This is a genomic window from Bacillus sp. PK3-037, assembly GCF_054161355.1.
Map to the genome: position 1 here is coordinate 106,989 of NZ_CP096408.1, position 16,529 is coordinate 123,517.

A 16,529-nucleotide genomic window follows, 5' to 3' on the forward strand; every position below is an offset into this window, starting at 1 on the left:
TTTTCTTGTGTAACATGACTATTATAGGAGTTTCTAATCCACAATATAACCATATCAACGTTCTCTGAAAGGGTGGAATATGGTGGATTACGAGCGTGAAGAAGAACATAATACTCCTGAACAGCCGAAGAGAAGCAAAAAAGGTTATTTTCTTTCAAGCCTGATTGGGGTGATTGTCGGCGCTGTATTGATGGCGTTCATCATGCCGTACCTTTCAAATGAAGGGCTAGATACGGGCGCTTTAGATCAGCAGCAGAACTACAACGGCCGGGAATCAATCAGGACGGTGAATGTCAGTGTCAACAATGCGGTCACCAAGATTGTCAGCAATGTGTCGCCGGCTGTTGTCGGTGTTGTGAACATCCAAAAATCAGATATACGGGGAGAGAGCGGTGAGGCTGGGAGCGGCTCAGGCGTCATCTATAAGAAAAATGACCACTCTGCTTATGTCGTGACCAACCATCATGTGATCGAGGGCGCTTCCCAAATTGAAATCAGCCTAAAAGACGGTTCGCGCGTGTCTGCTGAGCTTGTCGGCAGCGACCAGCTGATGGATCTTGCCGTTTTACGGGTGAAAAGCGATAAGATTAAAGCAGTCGCCGATTTCGGAAATTCAGATGAAGTGAAGTCTGGGGAGCCGGTTATTGCGATCGGGAACCCATTAGGCCTTGAGTTTGCTGGTTCTGTCACACAAGGCGTCATCTCGGGTACGGAGAGGGCGATCCCAGTGGATTCAAACGGTGACGGACAGCCTGACTGGAACGCAGAAGTCCTGCAAACAGATGCGGCCATTAACCCTGGGAACAGCGGCGGCGCTTTGTTAAATATGGATGGGAAGGTCATTGGCATCAATTCAATGAAAATTGCCGAGTCAGCGGTTGAAGGGATTGGCCTGTCCATTCCGTCTAAGCTCGTGATCCCTGTGATAGAGGATTTAGAGAGATACGGAAAGGTCAAACGCCCGTTCCTTGGCATTGAGATGAAATCCCTAAGCGACATCGCAAGCTATCATTGGGATGAAACATTAAAGCTTCCTAAGAACGTCACCAATGGAGCGGTTGTGATGGGTGTAGACGCCTTTTCACCTGCAGGAAAAGCGGGACTCAAGGAGCTGGATGTCATCACTGAATTTGACGGGCAAAAAATAAATGATATTGTGGATCTTCGAAAGCGGCTTTATCAGAAAAGAGTCGGTGATCGAGTGAAGGTGACGTTTTACCGCGGCGGAAAAGAAAAATCCGTTGAAGTGAAGCTGTCCTCCGCAGATCGGTTAGGAAGTTAATAAAAGCAGTCTGGCACTGATGCCAGGCTGTTTTTTTATGCAAAAAAACGGAACAGGGTCATGCCCGTTCCGTTTCAAAAAGGATAGATCGAATATGAAGAAAAATACAAGATGGATGTTACACGTGAAACAGCATGTAAGAGCTTGTCAGCTGCAAATACTTCCGTTTTTTTCGACAATGTAGAAGATTCACGGTACCTTGTATTTGTGACCGCAATGCTATGTGCTTTTGCTTTTGTGATGGCAACTTGTTTTTTCTGAACCTAATGCTTCATCACTTTTCCGCTGCTGCTGTTGACATTGAAGGTATGAAGTTTGCCATCTTCTCCAAGCTAGACGCAAACGCCGTCCACTTTCTTCGTTTGAGCTGATTGAACAGCTCTCCTTGGTATTTCTTCCTTATCATCAGATGTAAACGACAATTGAAGTGAAAAGTGAAATCGGAAGAGGAACGGTTTTTCTGATCCGGCTCCCCTCGGGTATAAGATTGTTATTTTGAGTGCAGAGAAAACTTCTTCAGCCGGTATTGCAGGCTTTGTCTGCTGATGCCGAGCTCCTGAGCGGTTTTTGAAATGTTATGGCCGTGTTTTCTAAGGATGTTTTCGATCACATATTTTTCGAAGCTCTCCATTTTTTCTTTCAAATCAGCGGCGGGCTGATGCCCTGCGGGTTCCGGCTTCGAGATGTCTGCCGGCTTGATTTTCATGCGGTATTGATATGGCAGATGGTTGGCCGTAATCGTTTGTTCATCTGTCATGAAATTCATCGCGCCCTCGATCATATGTTCAAGTTCGCGAATATTTCCCGGCCAATCATAGGATAAGAAAAATTGCTTCACATCTTCGCTGATATGTTCAACATTCATTTGGAACAGATGGTTGTTTTTCTGGATGAACTCTGACGCGAGAAGCAAAATGTCCTCTTTGCGTTCCCGAAGCGGCGGGATGATCAGCGTTACGACACTCAGCCTGTAATACAAGTCCTTGCGCATTCGTTCACCCGCAATGGCATCAATCGGGTCTTCATTCATCGTGGCGATAATGCGCACGTCAATCGGTGTATCCTTGGTCGAACCAATGCGTCTGATTTTCCGTTCTTGCAGGGCGCGCAGCAATTTTGCCTGCAAGCTCAAATTCAGTGAGTTGATTTCATCTAACAGAAGTGTGCCGCCATGGGCTTGCTCAAACAGGCCAGGCTGGTCAACGGCACCTGTAAACGCGCCTTTTTTCGTACCGAATAGGATGCTTTCCACCAGGCTGTCCGGCAGAGCCGCACAGTTTTGAGAAATGAACGGGCCGCTTGATCGGTCGCTGCCGTTATGGATACTTTGTGCGAACAGCTCTTTTCCCGTGCCGGTTTCACCTGCGAGTAGAACCGAAGAAGACGTGCGGGTCGCCCGCTTGGCGTTTTCGATGACATCCTGAATTGCTGGACTGGTGCCGAGAATGCTGTCAAATGTGTAAGTCGCGTTTCCTTTTTTATGCATATTCTCTCTGATCAGGCGTTCCAGCTTTGTCACGTCCTTGGCAATTTCGACAGCCCCTTTGATGTTGCCGTCTTGGACGATCGGATATGTATGATTGATTGTCGTGATTTCCTGGCCTTTATTATTGAAATAGCTCTGCTTTACATTTTTGATCGTTTTGCCTTCCTGGAGGGCTTGCACAAGTGTGCTGTCCTGCTGCTTCGAAAACATAAATACATCCATCAGGTTTTTATTTAAGACGTCCTGCTTCTCCATATCTTCAATTTGCATCATTTTGTTGTTATAAACAATCGTGTTTCCATGCTCGTCCACGACGTGCAGGCCGACATCAATTTCATCCAAAATGCTCTGAAACACTAATGTGAGGAATTCGCTGTCTTTGACCAAAGTATAATCCTCCCTCATTTATTTTCTTAATATTTCTTCTATTTTATAAAAGAATAGAGAGGATATGCAAAAGAATTTTGCACTATATGAAAATTTAGTGCGAAATATCTGAATATTTTTGCACCCTTTCCTCAAATAATGTAGAAAATACACGAATGTGCGAGTTGGCACGAAACTTGCATTTATAAAAAGGGAAAGCAGGATATAGTGTTGAAACAGAAAACAAGGGGGAATTCAAATATGCCAGCTTTATCAAAATCCAAAGAAATTATTGATCAGACGTCTCATTACGGTGCCAACAATTATCATCCGCTGCCGATTGTTATTTCTGAAGCGCTGGGTGCTTGGGTAAAGGACCCGGAAGGCAATGAATATATGGATATGCTGAGTGCTTATTCTGCGGTGAACCAGGGGCACAGACATCCGAAGATCATTCAGGCGTTAAAGGATCAGGCTGATAAAATCACGCTGACGTCTCGCGCGTTTCACAACGATCAGCTCGGACCGTTTTACGAAAAGGCGGCTAAGCTGACAGGCAAAGAAATGATTCTGCCAATGAATACGGGGGCTGAAGCGGTTGAGTCTGCGGTGAAAGCAGCGAGACGCTGGGCTTATGAAGTGAAGGGCGTGGCGGACAATCAGGCGGAAATTATTGCGTGCGTCGGAAATTTCCATGGCCGGACGATGCTGGCGGTTTCTCTTTCTTCTGAAGAAGAGTATAAAAGAGGATTCGGCCCGATGCTTCCGGGAATCAAACTAATCCCTTACGGAGACGCGGAGGCGCTGCGCCAGGCGATTACGCCAAACACAGCGGCGTTCTTATTTGAACCGATTCAAGGCGAAGCGGGCATTGTGATTCCGCCTGAAGGATTTTTGCAGGAAGCGGCGGCGATTTGTAAGGAAGAGAATGTGCTGTTGATTGCCGATGAAATTCAGACGGGTCTCGGACGTACAGGCAAGACATTCGCTTGTAACTGGGACGGCATTGTTCCTGATATGTACATTTTGGGGAAAGCGCTTGGCGGCGGTGTGTTCCCGATTTCATGCATTGCGGCGGACCGCGAGATATTAGGCGTGTTTAACCCGGGCTCACACGGCTCCACATTTGGCGGGAACCCGCTGGCATGTGCAGTGTCTATCGCCTCATTGGAAGTGCTGGAGGATGAAAAGCTGGCGGATCGTTCTCTTGAGCTTGGCGAATACTTTAAAAGCGAGCTTGAGAGCATTGATAACCCTGTCATTAAAGAAGTCCGCGGCAGAGGGCTGTTTATCGGTGTGGAATTGACGGAAGCCGCACGTCCGTATTGTGAGCGTTTGAAGGAAGAAGGGCTTTTATGCAAGGAAACGCATGATACAGTCATTCGTTTTGCACCGCCATTAATCATTTCCAAAAAGGATTTGGATTGGGCGATAGAGAAAATTAAGCACGTGCTGCAAAACGCATAAATCCGCATCATGGCGGGATATTCACTTCGTTTGTATAAATTTACAACAGAAAAATTAGCACTCCCTATTTGCTCAGCTACAGTATTTTAGTATAATGTATCTTTATGAGAAGAAGTGAATTTTATATTAAATAGATAGAGACTCTTTGGACAGCAAACTGGGATACGCATCACGATAGATGTTCCAGCTTAGATCCAATACAAGTTGCTGAAGGGGTGCAGAATGTGAATACGAACCAAGATAACGGAAATCAGCTCCAGCGGACAATGAAATCTCGCCACTTGTTTATGATTTCATTGGGCGGAGTGATCGGAACCGGTTTCTTCCTGGGAACCGGGTTTACCATTAACCAAGCGGGACCGCTCGGCGCGGTTCTGTCTTATTTAGTGGGCGGCTTTATCATGTTTTTGACCATGCTCTGCTTAGGGGAGCTTGCGGTCGCCTTTCCTGTATCGGGGTCCTTCCAGACCTATGCGACAAAATTTATCAGCCCGGCCTTCGGGTTTGCATTCGGCTGGCTGTACTGGCTCGGCTGGGCGGTGACATGCGCCATTGAATTCTTATCAGCGGGGCAGCTGATGCAACGCTGGTTTCCGCATATAGACGTGTGGATCTGGTGTCTGGTCTTTGCGGCACTAATGTTTACCTTAAATGCAATAACCGCGAAAGCCTTTGCAGAATCTGAATTTTGGTTTTCCGGCATTAAAATATTGATTATCCTTTTATTTATTATTCTCGGCGGAGCCGCTATGTTCGGCTTCATTGACCTAAAAGGCGGAGAGCAAGCGCCGTTTCTGACGCATTTTTATGAAGATGGGTTATTCCCGAACGGCATAAAGGCCATATTGATAACGATGATTACCGTGAACTTCGCATTCCAGGGAACTGAGCTGATCGGGGTTGCAGCCGGAGAAAGTGAAAACCCTGAAAAAACGATTCCGCGGTCCATCAAACAGACAGTATGGAGAACGCTTGTCTTCTTTGTTCTTTCTATTGTTGTCATTGCCGGCATGATTCCGTGGAAACAGGCTGGAGTCGTAGAAAGTCCGTTTGTTGTCGTATTTGAGCAAATCGGAATTCCGTATGCAGCTGATATCATGAACTTTGTTATATTGATTGCGCTCTTATCTGTTGCGAATTCAGGTTTATACGCATCGACACGTATCCTGTACGCGATGGCGAATGAAGGACAGGCCTTCAAAGCGCTGGGCAAAACAAATAAAAGAGGTGTGCCGCTGAACGCGTTAATCGTAACGATGGCTGTGGCCTGCCTGTCACTTCTGACAAAATTTGCGCAGGCTGAAACCGTATATATGGTGCTATTATCATTGGCAGGCATGAGCGCGCAGGTCGGCTGGATTACGATTTCGCTTTCCCAAATCAGGTTCAGACGCAAATATATCCGTGAAGGCGGAAAGATAGAAGATCTAAAATTTAAAACACCGCTATATCCGGTGCTTCCGCTGATCGGCCTGACGTTAAATACAGTCGTTCTCATCAGTCTCGCGTTTGATCCGGAGCAGCGTATCGCGCTGTATTGCGGCGTACCGTTTATGGTCATTTGCTACATCATTTATCATGTCGTCATTAAAAAACGCAAGCAGGCAAATCGTCAGCTAGAGCTTTAAAAACGTTGTCCGCAAGTCATCTTTGTTAGAACCCGCATAAGGACATTATCTTATATGTTGAGGTGGAATCACAGATGGATAAAACGATTTCGGTTATTGGAATGCCAATGGATTTAGGACAAGCACGACGCGGAGTGGACATGGGCCCGAGTGCCATCCGGTATGCCCATTTGATTGAGAGGCTGTCAGACATGGGGTATACGGTTGAAGATCTCGGTGACATTCCGATCAGCCGTGAAAAGATCAAAAACGATGAAGAACTGAAAAACCTAAATTCCGTACTGGCAGGAAACGAAAAGCTCGCTCAAAAGGTGAACACCGTGATTGAAGAGAAAAAATTCCCGCTTGTCCTGGGCGGCGATCACAGTATCGCGATCGGCACGCTCGCAGGTACAGCGAAGCATTACGATAAGCTCGGCGTCATCTGGTATGACGCGCACGGTGACCTGAATACGCTTGAAACATCACCTTCAGGCAATATTCACGGCATGCCGCTGGCCGTCAGCCTCGGCATCGGACACGAGTCACTGGTGAACCTTGAAGGGTATGCGCCTAAAATCAAACCGGAAAATGTCGTCATTATCGGCGCCCGGTCACTTGATGAAGGAGAGCGCCAGTATATTAAGGAAAGCGGCATGAAGGTGTACACCATGCACGAAATCGACCGCCTCGGCATGACAAAGGTGATCGAAGAAACCCTTGATTATTTATCAGACTGCGACGGCGTCCATCTCAGCCTTGATCTGGACGGACTTGATCCAAACGACGCACCGGGTGTCGGAACACCTGTCATCGGCGGCATCAGCTACCGCGAAAGCCACCTGGCTATGGAAATGCTGTATGACGCAGGCATCATTACCTCAGCTGAATTTGTTGAGGTCAACCCGATCCTCGATCATGAAAACAAGACCGGAAGAACAGCGGTAGAGCTAGTAGAATCCCTGCTAGGGAAGAAATTGCTGTAGACATGTGAAAACCCCCGCATCCCAGCGGGGGTTTTCTTTATTATCCAATCATTTTCTCAGCGACTTTCATCTCTTGTGAGTGTGATTGATGATCTGCAATAAACCAGCCGGATAAAATCACTGCTGCAACGCCTGCGCCAATTAGAAACTTTTTCATTTACATAACCTCCGTTTGTTTAATGAGTTCCTCAATTTGTAATGCTTCATAAAAAAAGTGGGCGGCTTCTTTGTAAAGCTCATTTTCCCTATACCGTTCGCCAGCCAAAATGGAAAGTTCTCTTACACTGTCGTATTCTCTCTCCGACATCAACACATCCATATGTTCTTTGCATAAGTGAAACGTTTCCGCATGACCTCCTTCTGCGTAAATGGCATATAACATATCAATTTTTGCCTCACATATTTTATTCGGCTCAGTATTTAATTTTTCCTTCAATTTTTGGTAATAGGCTAGGGCCTGTTCTTTCTTTTCAGTCTTAAACAGCTCTCGTATCAGCAAGTAAACAGAATGATAGTAATAGGCGGATCGGGCGTACTCTTCGTTCTGTAACGCCTCTTCTAATGTTGAGATGGCCTTGTCTGATTTGCCGCTTTGGGCATGAAGCAGTCCAAAGTTATGTAAAAGCTGGGCCTCAAAAAAATGATCCTCTAATTCTCTCGTCATGCGAATGGCTTCATCCAAATAGGTTTCCGCCTCTTCAAACTGGTTCATCTCGGTAAAATTGCCTGACATCGTAATTAATGCGGAGGCGAGTTTCTTTTTGTAATCCGTTTCTTCTCTGAACGTTTTGACCGCTTGCCGTGTATGGTTGAGAGACACAATATTTTGTCCCAGCTTATAATAGAGCTTGCCGACCTTCAGATGAAATTCGGCTTTTTCGATCGGATCGGGGATGTTGCTGAGATACTGCTCCGCTTCTTTATAGAGCCCGATGGCAATTTCGTAATTATTTTTATAGGCTTCATACATGCCTTCAAACAGAAAAAAGTAATATTTGAGCATGTCTGACGTAGCATTCATATGAGGAGACTCCTCATGCTCAAAGCCCAGCCCTCGCGCTTCATGAAGCAATACTTTATGGCGCAATTCTAATAAGGAGAAGTAGGCAAGCACCTCCTGATCCTCTTCCATATCATCCAATAAAGGCTTCACTTCTTCAAAGATACGGGCGGACTCTTCAACTTCATGTTTCTTGATCGCAAGGTACCAATCGTTGAGCATGTTAGCGATTTCTGCGGGTGCAATCTTATTCATTTGAAACTCCCTTCCCTATTCATTTATCAATCTATTTGCTTATCTTGATAGTAACACCTCTTTCTATTTTATGTAAAATCCTCTAGTCAATAAATAAAGGAGAGGCGATATGACCATTACGCTGACACCTATGCAAGCCGAGGAATTTCGATCCTATCTGACATACACGACTAAGCATTATGCAAAAGAAAAGATAAAGGCAGGATCGTGGCTCCCTGGAGAGGCCATGTTTTTGTCCAAACAGACTTTCTCTGATTTGCTGCCGAATGGGCTGCACACACATCATCACCATTTATGGAGTATCATCCTGAACGGAAAGGAAACGGCTGGCTGGCTCTGGATGCACGCAGAACCGGAACACCCGCAGCAGGAAGCGTTTATTTACGATTTGGGATTGTATGAATCATATCGGGGAAAAGGTTTTGCGAAGCAAGCCTTGAACGCACTGGATGAGATGGCGGGAAATATGGGCATTCGAAAGCTGTCTCATAATGAGATGGCGGGAAATATGGGCATTCGAAAGCTGTCTCATAATGAGATGGCAAGGCGGCTGTATGAGCGGACTGGATTTCAGGAGATTGATGTGATCATGAGTAAGAAGCTCTAGGCCTGGGGAAGGCCTTTTTTTGTGAGACAACCTTCCTGTAAATGATTTCTAAAAATTCTGTAAATCACCTAGCTACCTTCCACATTTCCCTAATATAATGATGATAAAGGAAATCATCTTTCCTAACACACATGAAAAGAGGAGATGTTATGAGTAGTAAGGGAAAAATGTTTATTATTTTGGTAGCGCTTACAATTGGCGGCGGCCTGTTTATTTCTTCCGCCAAAGCTGTAAAGGCCACGAACTATGCTGAAGAAATCGCAGCGCTTCAGCCAGGCACGACCCCAGAAGAAATCACAAAATCCGCCAGCCAGATTGCCAAACAGCAGCGCGTAAAGACCGATGTCATTCTCAAACAGTTTTACAATGAAATCACCGCCGATAAAGCAGAAGGAGACCAGCTCGCCAAGGAAAGCGGCATGTCCATGATGGGCGGCTCATCCGGTACGAAAAAACTTCCCACAAGCTCGAAAGGAAACATTTACTACACCAACTCCTACACAGCCTACTACAACCATGGCCACGTCGGCATGTACTCCGCCTCTGACAAAATTGTTGAATCTGTTCCAAGCGACGGCGTCAGACAAATTGCTTATAACGCCAGAGACGTGGAAGACAACTCCATCGTACAGACAGTCAATGTCACTTCTTCACAGAAAACATCCGCTGCCGACTGGGCGGTATCGAAAGTCGGTGACTCATACTCGTTTAACTTCGTCAATAACAGAAATACCGGCCATGACGGTGCCAAAAACTGCTCCAAGCTCCTGTGGTCAGCATTTTTGCTCAAAGCCGGCATTGATATCGACAGCAATAAAGGGTTAGGCGTTTACCCGCGCGACATCACAAGTTCTTCCTATACGACAACCGTCATGACGATCCATTAAGGAGCGGATATGAAAAAGTGGATGATCATCATCGCCTTGCTGATGCTCGCAGGGATCGCATTAGTTGTCTTCGTTTCTCCTCTAAAAAGCCATAAAGCCGTGAGTCAGCAGGATCTCCGAGACCCTGATTTTCTGGACGGCAAGGACATTCTGCTGTATGTCTCAACCTCTGCGGATCAGGATGCATTCGGCGGCGGGAAAAGCTATGCCCTGTTTATCAGCCAAGACGGTTCGCTGTCGTCATTTCAGATGAAGGGCCTTGAGCTGGGCTCAGCCAAGGTTCACGGCGACAGTGTCATGCTGGAGGACAAAAACACGATTTTTACGATCGAAAACGGACTGTACTCCTATAAAAGAACGTATCAGCACACAGGTGACAGCGCGGGCTTTTTGCAAAATACGGACGGTTTTTACACCCTCTATAATTCCGGCTACGACAAAAAGGGAGACGGGTACCGTTCAGAGCTGTACCGCCAGATGGACGGGGAGTGGAAAAAAGACGTCATCCCGTACTACATCCGAGCCTCCGGTTTTCACGGTGGCGCCATTTACGCACTTGTCCCGACAGACGACGAGAAAGGCTATCAGCTCCTTCAGATTCAAGCCGATCAAAAGAAGCTCACATATCAAACCATCACTGAATGGCCGTATCGGGAAGGAGCCTCAATCGAGTCTCAGCTTGCTGCGGACGATCAAGCTGTATATTTGATGGTTCGGGGGCAAAAAGCCAGCAATCTCTATCAAATGGTGAAAATCAATAAGAAAAACGGCAAGGTGGAGCTTTACGATATCGCCGAATACAAAAACGACGAGCAAACAATATACAGCTCTATGCCGTTCAGCTTCAAAAAAAGCTTTTTCTCGTATCACGGGTCCCTGTATTTCATTGACGGCTTCGGAAAGGTATACAAGATCGATGCAAAGACAGGAAAAAGCCGGATTGCCTTCGCTCTTTCCCCAGAAAAAATGAAGGCCGATTTCAAAGAAATTACACAAAAAGGCAGCAGCCTCTATTTCTTCACATACACCTACAACCAGCCTGCATACATTGAACAATACAGCTTGAAAACCGGAAAGAAAGTGAAGGAAAAAGAGATCGGGAAGGTAAAGGAGATCGTGACGCCGAAGAGTCATTTGAAGCTGTATGATTTTGAGGTGATGAAGGATTTTTAAGGTGAAGGGGGTTCCGGCTTGGGAGCTGTTATACTGCTCATCGTTTTTGTTTTTCCGATGATATCAGCCGTAATTGGTGCAGCGGGGTATTTCATATGTAAGAGAGTTTGGATTGGTCCGCTCATCGTCCTTATTGCCAGTTTGATATTGTTGTTTACGTTAGCCTCTGGCAACAGTTCATTCTTGTTTTGGGTTGTGCTCTATACTGCAATTGCGTTAGCAACCAGTGTTGTCACATTATTTCTCAGGAAATTATTATTCAACTGACCGCTGTTTATGAAGAGACTTGAGAAGTCTCTTTTTTCTGTTGCTTAATTTGAATCCGAATACGCAGGGATTTTGGGTATGGTATAGAAACGATTCTAAAAGGAGGAATTACAATGCGCACCAAACGGGTTATGATCCAAGCAGTCATCATCGGCCTGACTTCAGCGATTACTGTGTTCCTATTAAATGGAGGCAAAGTGGACTGGTTAGACATCGCCGGCACCATTATCGGCTGCTGGCTTGGCATCTTTTTTGTCGTAAGGTTGGAGAAAAAGCAGGCGTGAAAAAGGGAAAGGGCCAGACCGAACCGAAGTCATGTGCAAGGACGAAGAGTCCAAAGACATGAATGGGAGGAATGGCGTTGACAGGAAACAAAGCGGTTGTGTACAAAGGCAAAGGAAACGTGGCGGTGGAGGATATCGGCTATCCGGAGTTAATCTTGAGGGACGGGCCCGGCGTTCCGAAGGCGAATGTGAATCGAAAATGTGAGCATGGGGTTATTCTCAAAGTCATTACAACCAACATTTGCGGGAGCGACCAGCATATGGTCAGAGGCCGTACAACGGCGCCTGAAGGCTTGGTGCTCGGGCATGAAATCACCGGAGAAGTCATTGAAACGGGGCGTGATGTTGAATTTATCAAAAAAGGAGATATCGTATCCGTTCCTTTCAATATTGCCTGCGGACGCTGTGTGATGTGCAGAACACAGAAAACGCATGTGTGCCTGAATGTCAATCCGGACCGGCCGGGATCGGCTTACGGCTACGTCGATATGGGCGGCTGGGTCGGCGGGCAGTCGGAATATGTCATGGTGCCGTACGCTGATTTTCAGCTGTTGGTATTCCCTGATAAAGAACAGGCGTTAGAAAAGATTCTCGATTTGACGATGCTGTCCGACATTTTCCCGACCGGATTTCACGGTGCTTACACAGCTGGTGTGCAAACAGGTTCTACCGTTTATATCGCAGGAGCGGGGCCTGTCGGCTTAGCAGCTGCACACTCCGCCCAACTCCTTGGCGCCTCGGCGGTGATTGTCGGCGATCTGAACGAAGACAGGCTGGCACAAGCGAGAAGCTTCGGTTGTGAAACGGTCAACGTACAAAAACACGACCGCCTCGGCGAGCAAATTGAACAAATACTAGGTGAACCAACCGTTGATGCCGCAGTGGACTGTGTCGGTTTTGAAGCATCCGGACACGGCAACCAAGGGGAAGCGCCAGCCGCCGTGCTGAACTCGATCATGGACGTCACCCAGGTAGGCGGTAGCCTTGGCATTCCGGGCTTATATGTCACCGAAGACCCGGGCGCAAGCGACGCAGAGGCAAAAAAAGGCTCATTAAAAATCCGATTCGGCCTAGGCTGGGCAAAAGCCCACACCTTCGTCACCGGACAAACCCCTGCTATGACATACAACCGCAATTTGATGAAAGCGATCCTAAGCGGCAGAGCGCAAATCGCAAAAGCCGTCAACGCCACCGTCATTTCTCTGGACGACGCGCCAAAAGGCTACAGCGACTTTGACAAAGGAGCGGCGAAGAAATTTGTGATTGATCCGCATGGAACATTGAAATAAAAAAAAAGCTGGCGGTTCAATCGGACGCCGGCTTTATTGCTGATAATCGGTTTCTTCAAAGCGATCTCCTGATTCGTCTTGGACGATTAAATCCCCTTCAATTTTGTCCAGTCCAATCAAAATAAAAGGATTTTTCTCATTTGCCTTGGGGGCAGGCTTTCGTTTCACAGTTACAATCGTTTCTTTAGGTGAGTATTTGACGTCTGACACCTCAAGCTTCTTCTCTTTCTCACTGCTTCCGAGAGACACGATAACCATCTTTCTGCCTTCTAAAATGGTGAAGACTTGATACCCTTTTACGTCATCATGTGTTTGAAGGTAATTTGCGTATAATTCTAGCTCGGAACTGCCTTCACCGATTCGATCCTTCTCCAACACCCAATAAGACGACTGACACCCAGCAAGCAGCAACATGATCACAAAAAGCCAAACCCATCTGAAGCGCACATGCAGACCTCCCCAATCATCGGTTACATCCAAACTAACATACGAGCGAAATAGAGTCATCAACAGCTTGTTTGTCGATTTGTGGATAAAACTCAGCCCGAAGCACTACTAACATGTGAATAAATAGGTTATATTGAGAAGAGAACAATTGTAAAAATGGAAGAAAACATCGGAGGATTTGAACATGAAACAAACCTATTATTCCTGTGAAGAACACATCGAAACCGTGCTGGATATGTACATAGACGACCACGAGCTGCCGCCCGAAATCAGAAAAATCGAACATACTAACAGTTTATCCACAGCCTGTGAATTATGTGGAGACCCCGCAGTATATATAGTGGGGAACGAATGATCTTACACAAAATACAGAAAAGATATCCACAATTGTGGACAATATATATGAATAACTTGTTTCTAAAGTGGGGATGACCTGTGAATATCAATATTGTGACAATCGGAAAACTAAAAGAAAAATACCTCAAGCAAGGCATTGAAGAATACACGAAACGACTTTCGGCCTACGCAAAAATCGACATCATCGAACTCCCGGACGAAAAAGCGCCGGAAAACCTAAGCGACCAGGACATGAAAATCATAAAAGACAAAGAAGGCGACCGCATCCTATCAAAAATCAGCCCCGACGCCCACGTCATCGCCCTCGCCATCGAAGGAAAAATGAAAACATCCGAAGAACTAGCCGATACAATAGATAAGCTGGCTACTTATGGAAAAAGCAAAGTCACCTTCGTCATCGGCGGATCACTCGGATTGAGTGACGCGGTGATGAAGCGAGCGGATGAGAAGCTGTCGTTTTCGAAAATGACGTTTCCTCATCAGTTGATGCGACTCATACTAGTTGAGCAGATTTATCGGGCTTTTCGGATTAATCGTGGGGAGCCTTATCATAAGTGAATGAGGTTTTTGGGGAAAAGAATTTATTTGCTAATAGGAACAGAATAATGACGTAAAAAGAACCCTCCCAATTCGACTTTGAAAATCAAAAGAGAAGGCAACGTTTGTCAAAGAATATTAATATTAAAGAAAGGAGAGGAAAACATGGTGAAAGAAGGATATAGAGGTGTAGAGTACTACAAAGGGCCAGATTTGGCAAAAGGATATATGCTAGATAAGGCTAAAGAAGTTTATGAAGAGTTGGCGATTGGGCATGTAATAGAGAATATCAATGAAGCTATAGAATTATATAATATCATCAAGTATGTTAAGGACGATACGTTTCTATTATATCTTGGTGAAGATAAAGAGGAATGGATTAAAGAAAAAAGTAGTATAGCTAATTCGTTAGTTGGTAAATATATTAATCAGCATTCAGACATCTTAGCCGAATATGAAGAGGTAGATTTCAGATATAAGGAATCTTTTTGGGAAATAGTAGAAAAAAGAAAGTTGAGTGATATTACAGAAAGCAGATTTAAGATGTTTCTTGATGAACTTGATGTATTTGCATGGCAAATATTTAAGCTACATAAACTTGTTATGAAATTTGATGTGGAATTAAGAGAATACATGCTTAATAATTCAGAAGGTAGTACAAATTTACTTTTGGATAAATTTTTATTAAAAAATAGGAGCGAACGACAGGAATCTTATTTGCCACAATCATTAACTATAGAAGACAAGGAGCAGATTATTAGCACCTATCTAGATTTAGACAAGCCTAATTTAAATTACACCAGGCTTCTTAGTAATGTACAGAATACGAAAGAGTTTGCTTTGGATATTAGAGTTAAATTAAAAGCAAAAAGAGTAAGCGAGAGACTTGAGAGTGGACTCTTTAAAGATGGTAGTGGGATGGGAACGGATATAGTAGTTGAGTTCAAAGAAAATGTAGAGGGTACTGTGAAGCAGCATTACTCATTAAATAAAGTAGGAACAGAGGTTGATAAAGAATGGTTAGAATCTAATCTTGATAATCCAACTTTATTGAACAACTTTATATACATATTCGAGTTCGTAAATAAAGATATGGTTTCTAAATTCCCATATAATGAAGTATATGTAAGTGTCTTTGATAGATTTGGTTTTGCTCATGAAAAAGAATACAAGACCAGTACAGAGTTCTCATTAAGAGAATCTTTATCCTTAGCACAAATGCATCTATATTATTCATTCTTAAAGAGTAAAAACAAAGATTTAGAAGCAATAATTGAATGGTTCTTTAATGTTTATCTAAAAGAGGAATTCTATATTGAAGACTTCAACATTAAGCTACCGCCTATAGATAATCCGAATTTTGAAAAGTGCAAATCTATATTTCCAACTATTGAAAGTATAATCAAGAAGTATAAGTTTTATTTAGAGGATGGTTACATTGATGAAGAGCTTGTACAAATGGAAAGTAAGCCTTTGCTATTTTCTGAATGCCCAAGCATGACAAATAACAGATACGCGTATATAGCGCCAAATAATGATGAGGCTATAATATTGAGAAATATTATGTTCTCTGACCAAAGTAACCTTACTTATTTCCCGAATTATGGTGATAGTCAATATAATACGCTTATTGAAAGGTTGGATACTGATAAGCTGTATTTACATGACATAGAGGATTATCAAAAATCATCTTTAGATTGGCTTGTTGAAAATGATTATGTAACGGTAAACGACGATAATGAAGTAGTGTTGATCAATAGGAATAGAACACTTATATATTATTATATCTATATAAACGGTGTAGTCGTAACTAGTAAGATATCTAATGCTCTAAAGAAAGAAGTTGATAAGTTATTAAAAGAAAGAGCTTTAGTTTCTGAAAATACATTATTAACAAGGCAAGAATCCGATTATATAGATTACTATCTGAATAAAAGAAATTTTATCAATGGATATGACTTGAGGAACAAGTATTTACATGGTACATCTTCTGGATATGAGAATGAAAACGAGCATTATGTAAATTATCTGCATGCTCTTAGATTATTAATAACAATTATGATAAAGATAAATGATGATCTTTGCACAGCGAAGGTTGAGGGTGATTATTAACGCATCAAGGGTCAGGCCCTAATTTCAGAAGAGATGTTTTGTTCTTCTTTTAACGAAGGTGCAAATAATTTTTTACAGGTATTAAACAAAATTGAGTATAAGGAGTATTTCGAAGAAAAA

At 44.2% G+C, this 16,529-nt stretch carries 17 protein-coding genes and 1 pseudogene; 14 read left to right on the top strand and 4 right to left on the bottom strand.

Annotated elements, in window-relative coordinates; translation table 11 throughout:
• Positions 1–79: 79 nt before the first annotated feature.
• Together htrC and M1D69_RS00620 are read left to right on the top strand one after the other, a co-directional pair.
• The gene (gene htrC, locus M1D69_RS00615) at positions 80–1,282 is read left to right on the top strand and encodes a serine protease HtrC (RefSeq protein ID WP_458104917.1); all 1,203 of its coding nucleotides are present in this window, start codon (positions 80–82) and stop codon (positions 1,280–1,282) included.
• Between the two features lie 19 nt (positions 1,283–1,301).
• Positions 1,302–1,417 (top strand): annotated as a pseudogene (locus tag M1D69_RS00620) (hypothetical protein); the annotation flags it as partial.
• Positions 1,418–1,772: 355 nt separating this feature from the next.
• On the opposite strand, the gene rocR reads toward M1D69_RS00620, so the two are convergent.
• Positions 1,773–3,155 (bottom strand): arginine utilization regulatory protein RocR, encoded by a 1,383-nt coding sequence (gene rocR, locus M1D69_RS00625; RefSeq protein ID WP_458104916.1) that lies wholly within the window; start codon positions 3,153–3,155, stop codon positions 1,773–1,775.
• Positions 3,156–3,395: 240 nt separating this feature from the next.
• Between rocR and rocD the strand changes: the two genes are divergently transcribed.
• The 3 genes from rocD (at position 3,396) to rocF (ending at position 7,194) form a co-directional block, all read left to right on the top strand.
• Positions 3,396–4,601 carry an ornithine aminotransferase gene (gene rocD / locus M1D69_RS00630; RefSeq protein ID WP_458104915.1) on the top strand — a complete coding sequence of 402 codons (1,206 nt, stop codon included), beginning with the start codon at positions 3,396–3,398 and terminating at the stop codon, positions 4,599–4,601.
• 224 nt (positions 4,602–4,825) lie between these two features.
• Complete coding sequence (locus tag M1D69_RS00635) at positions 4,826–6,229, top strand: amino acid permease (protein WP_044160196.1); 1,404 nt, start codon at positions 4,826–4,828, stop codon at positions 6,227–6,229.
• 74 nt (positions 6,230–6,303) lie between these two features.
• Entirely contained in the window at positions 6,304–7,194 is an 891-nt protein-coding gene (rocF, locus tag M1D69_RS00640; protein WP_458104914.1) for an arginase, read from the top strand.
• A gap of 40 nt (positions 7,195–7,234) precedes the next feature.
• Here rocF and M1D69_RS00645 read toward each other — a convergent pair whose 3' ends face one another.
• Complete coding sequence (locus M1D69_RS00645) at positions 7,235–7,351, bottom strand: Phr family secreted Rap phosphatase inhibitor (protein ID WP_010332587.1); 117 nt, start codon at positions 7,349–7,351, stop codon at positions 7,235–7,237.
• The gene (locus M1D69_RS00650; protein WP_193659980.1) at positions 7,352–8,449 is read right to left on the bottom strand and encodes a Rap family tetratricopeptide repeat protein; all 1,098 of its coding nucleotides are present in this window, start codon (positions 8,447–8,449) and stop codon (positions 7,352–7,354) included.
• Positions 8,450–8,558: 109 nt separating this feature from the next.
• On the opposite strand from M1D69_RS00650, the gene M1D69_RS00655 reads away from it, so the two are divergent.
• The 6 genes from M1D69_RS00655 (at position 8,559) to fdhA (ending at position 12,956) form a co-directional block, all read left to right on the top strand.
• Positions 8,559–9,056, top strand: coding sequence for a GNAT family N-acetyltransferase (locus tag M1D69_RS00655; RefSeq protein ID WP_458104913.1), 498 nt, complete (start codon positions 8,559–8,561; stop codon positions 9,054–9,056).
• A gap of 149 nt (positions 9,057–9,205) precedes the next feature.
• The gene (locus M1D69_RS00660; RefSeq protein ID WP_458104912.1) at positions 9,206–9,943 is read left to right on the top strand and encodes a YiiX/YebB-like N1pC/P60 family cysteine hydrolase; all 738 of its coding nucleotides are present in this window, start codon (positions 9,206–9,208) and stop codon (positions 9,941–9,943) included.
• A gap of 9 nt (positions 9,944–9,952) precedes the next feature.
• The gene (locus M1D69_RS00665; protein WP_458104911.1) at positions 9,953–11,116 is read left to right on the top strand and encodes a hypothetical protein; all 1,164 of its coding nucleotides are present in this window, start codon (positions 9,953–9,955) and stop codon (positions 11,114–11,116) included.
• Positions 11,117–11,134: 18 nt separating this feature from the next.
• The gene (locus tag M1D69_RS00670) at positions 11,135–11,383 is read left to right on the top strand and encodes a DUF2651 family protein (protein WP_458104910.1); all 249 of its coding nucleotides are present in this window, start codon (positions 11,135–11,137) and stop codon (positions 11,381–11,383) included.
• 113 nt (positions 11,384–11,496) lie between these two features.
• A complete protein-coding gene (locus tag M1D69_RS00675) occupies positions 11,497–11,667 on the top strand; it encodes a hypothetical protein (RefSeq protein WP_286236570.1) in 171 nt (56 codons plus the stop codon).
• A gap of 62 nt (positions 11,668–11,729) precedes the next feature.
• Positions 11,730–12,956, top strand: coding sequence for a formaldehyde dehydrogenase, glutathione-independent (fdhA, locus tag M1D69_RS00680; protein WP_316273867.1), 1,227 nt, complete (start codon positions 11,730–11,732; stop codon positions 12,954–12,956).
• 33 nt (positions 12,957–12,989) lie between these two features.
• Here the strand turns inward: fdhA and M1D69_RS00685 are convergent, their stop codons facing one another.
• Entirely contained in the window at positions 12,990–13,403 is a 414-nt protein-coding gene (locus tag M1D69_RS00685) for a hypothetical protein (RefSeq protein ID WP_445209832.1), read from the bottom strand.
• 184 nt (positions 13,404–13,587) lie between these two features.
• On the opposite strand from M1D69_RS00685, the gene M1D69_RS00690 reads away from it, so the two are divergent.
• From M1D69_RS00690 to M1D69_RS00700, 3 genes are all read left to right on the top strand, one after another.
• Positions 13,588–13,758 (top strand): CxxH/CxxC protein, encoded by a 171-nt coding sequence (locus M1D69_RS00690; RefSeq protein ID WP_003236479.1) that lies wholly within the window; start codon positions 13,588–13,590, stop codon positions 13,756–13,758.
• A gap of 80 nt (positions 13,759–13,838) precedes the next feature.
• Entirely contained in the window at positions 13,839–14,318 is a 480-nt protein-coding gene (gene rlmH, locus M1D69_RS00695) for a 23S rRNA (pseudouridine(1915)-N(3))-methyltransferase RlmH (protein ID WP_003226975.1), read from the top strand.
• 144 nt (positions 14,319–14,462) lie between these two features.
• Positions 14,463–16,409 (top strand): hypothetical protein, encoded by a 1,947-nt coding sequence (locus M1D69_RS00700; RefSeq protein WP_458104909.1) that lies wholly within the window; start codon positions 14,463–14,465, stop codon positions 16,407–16,409.
• Positions 16,410–16,529: the final 120 nt, after the last annotated feature.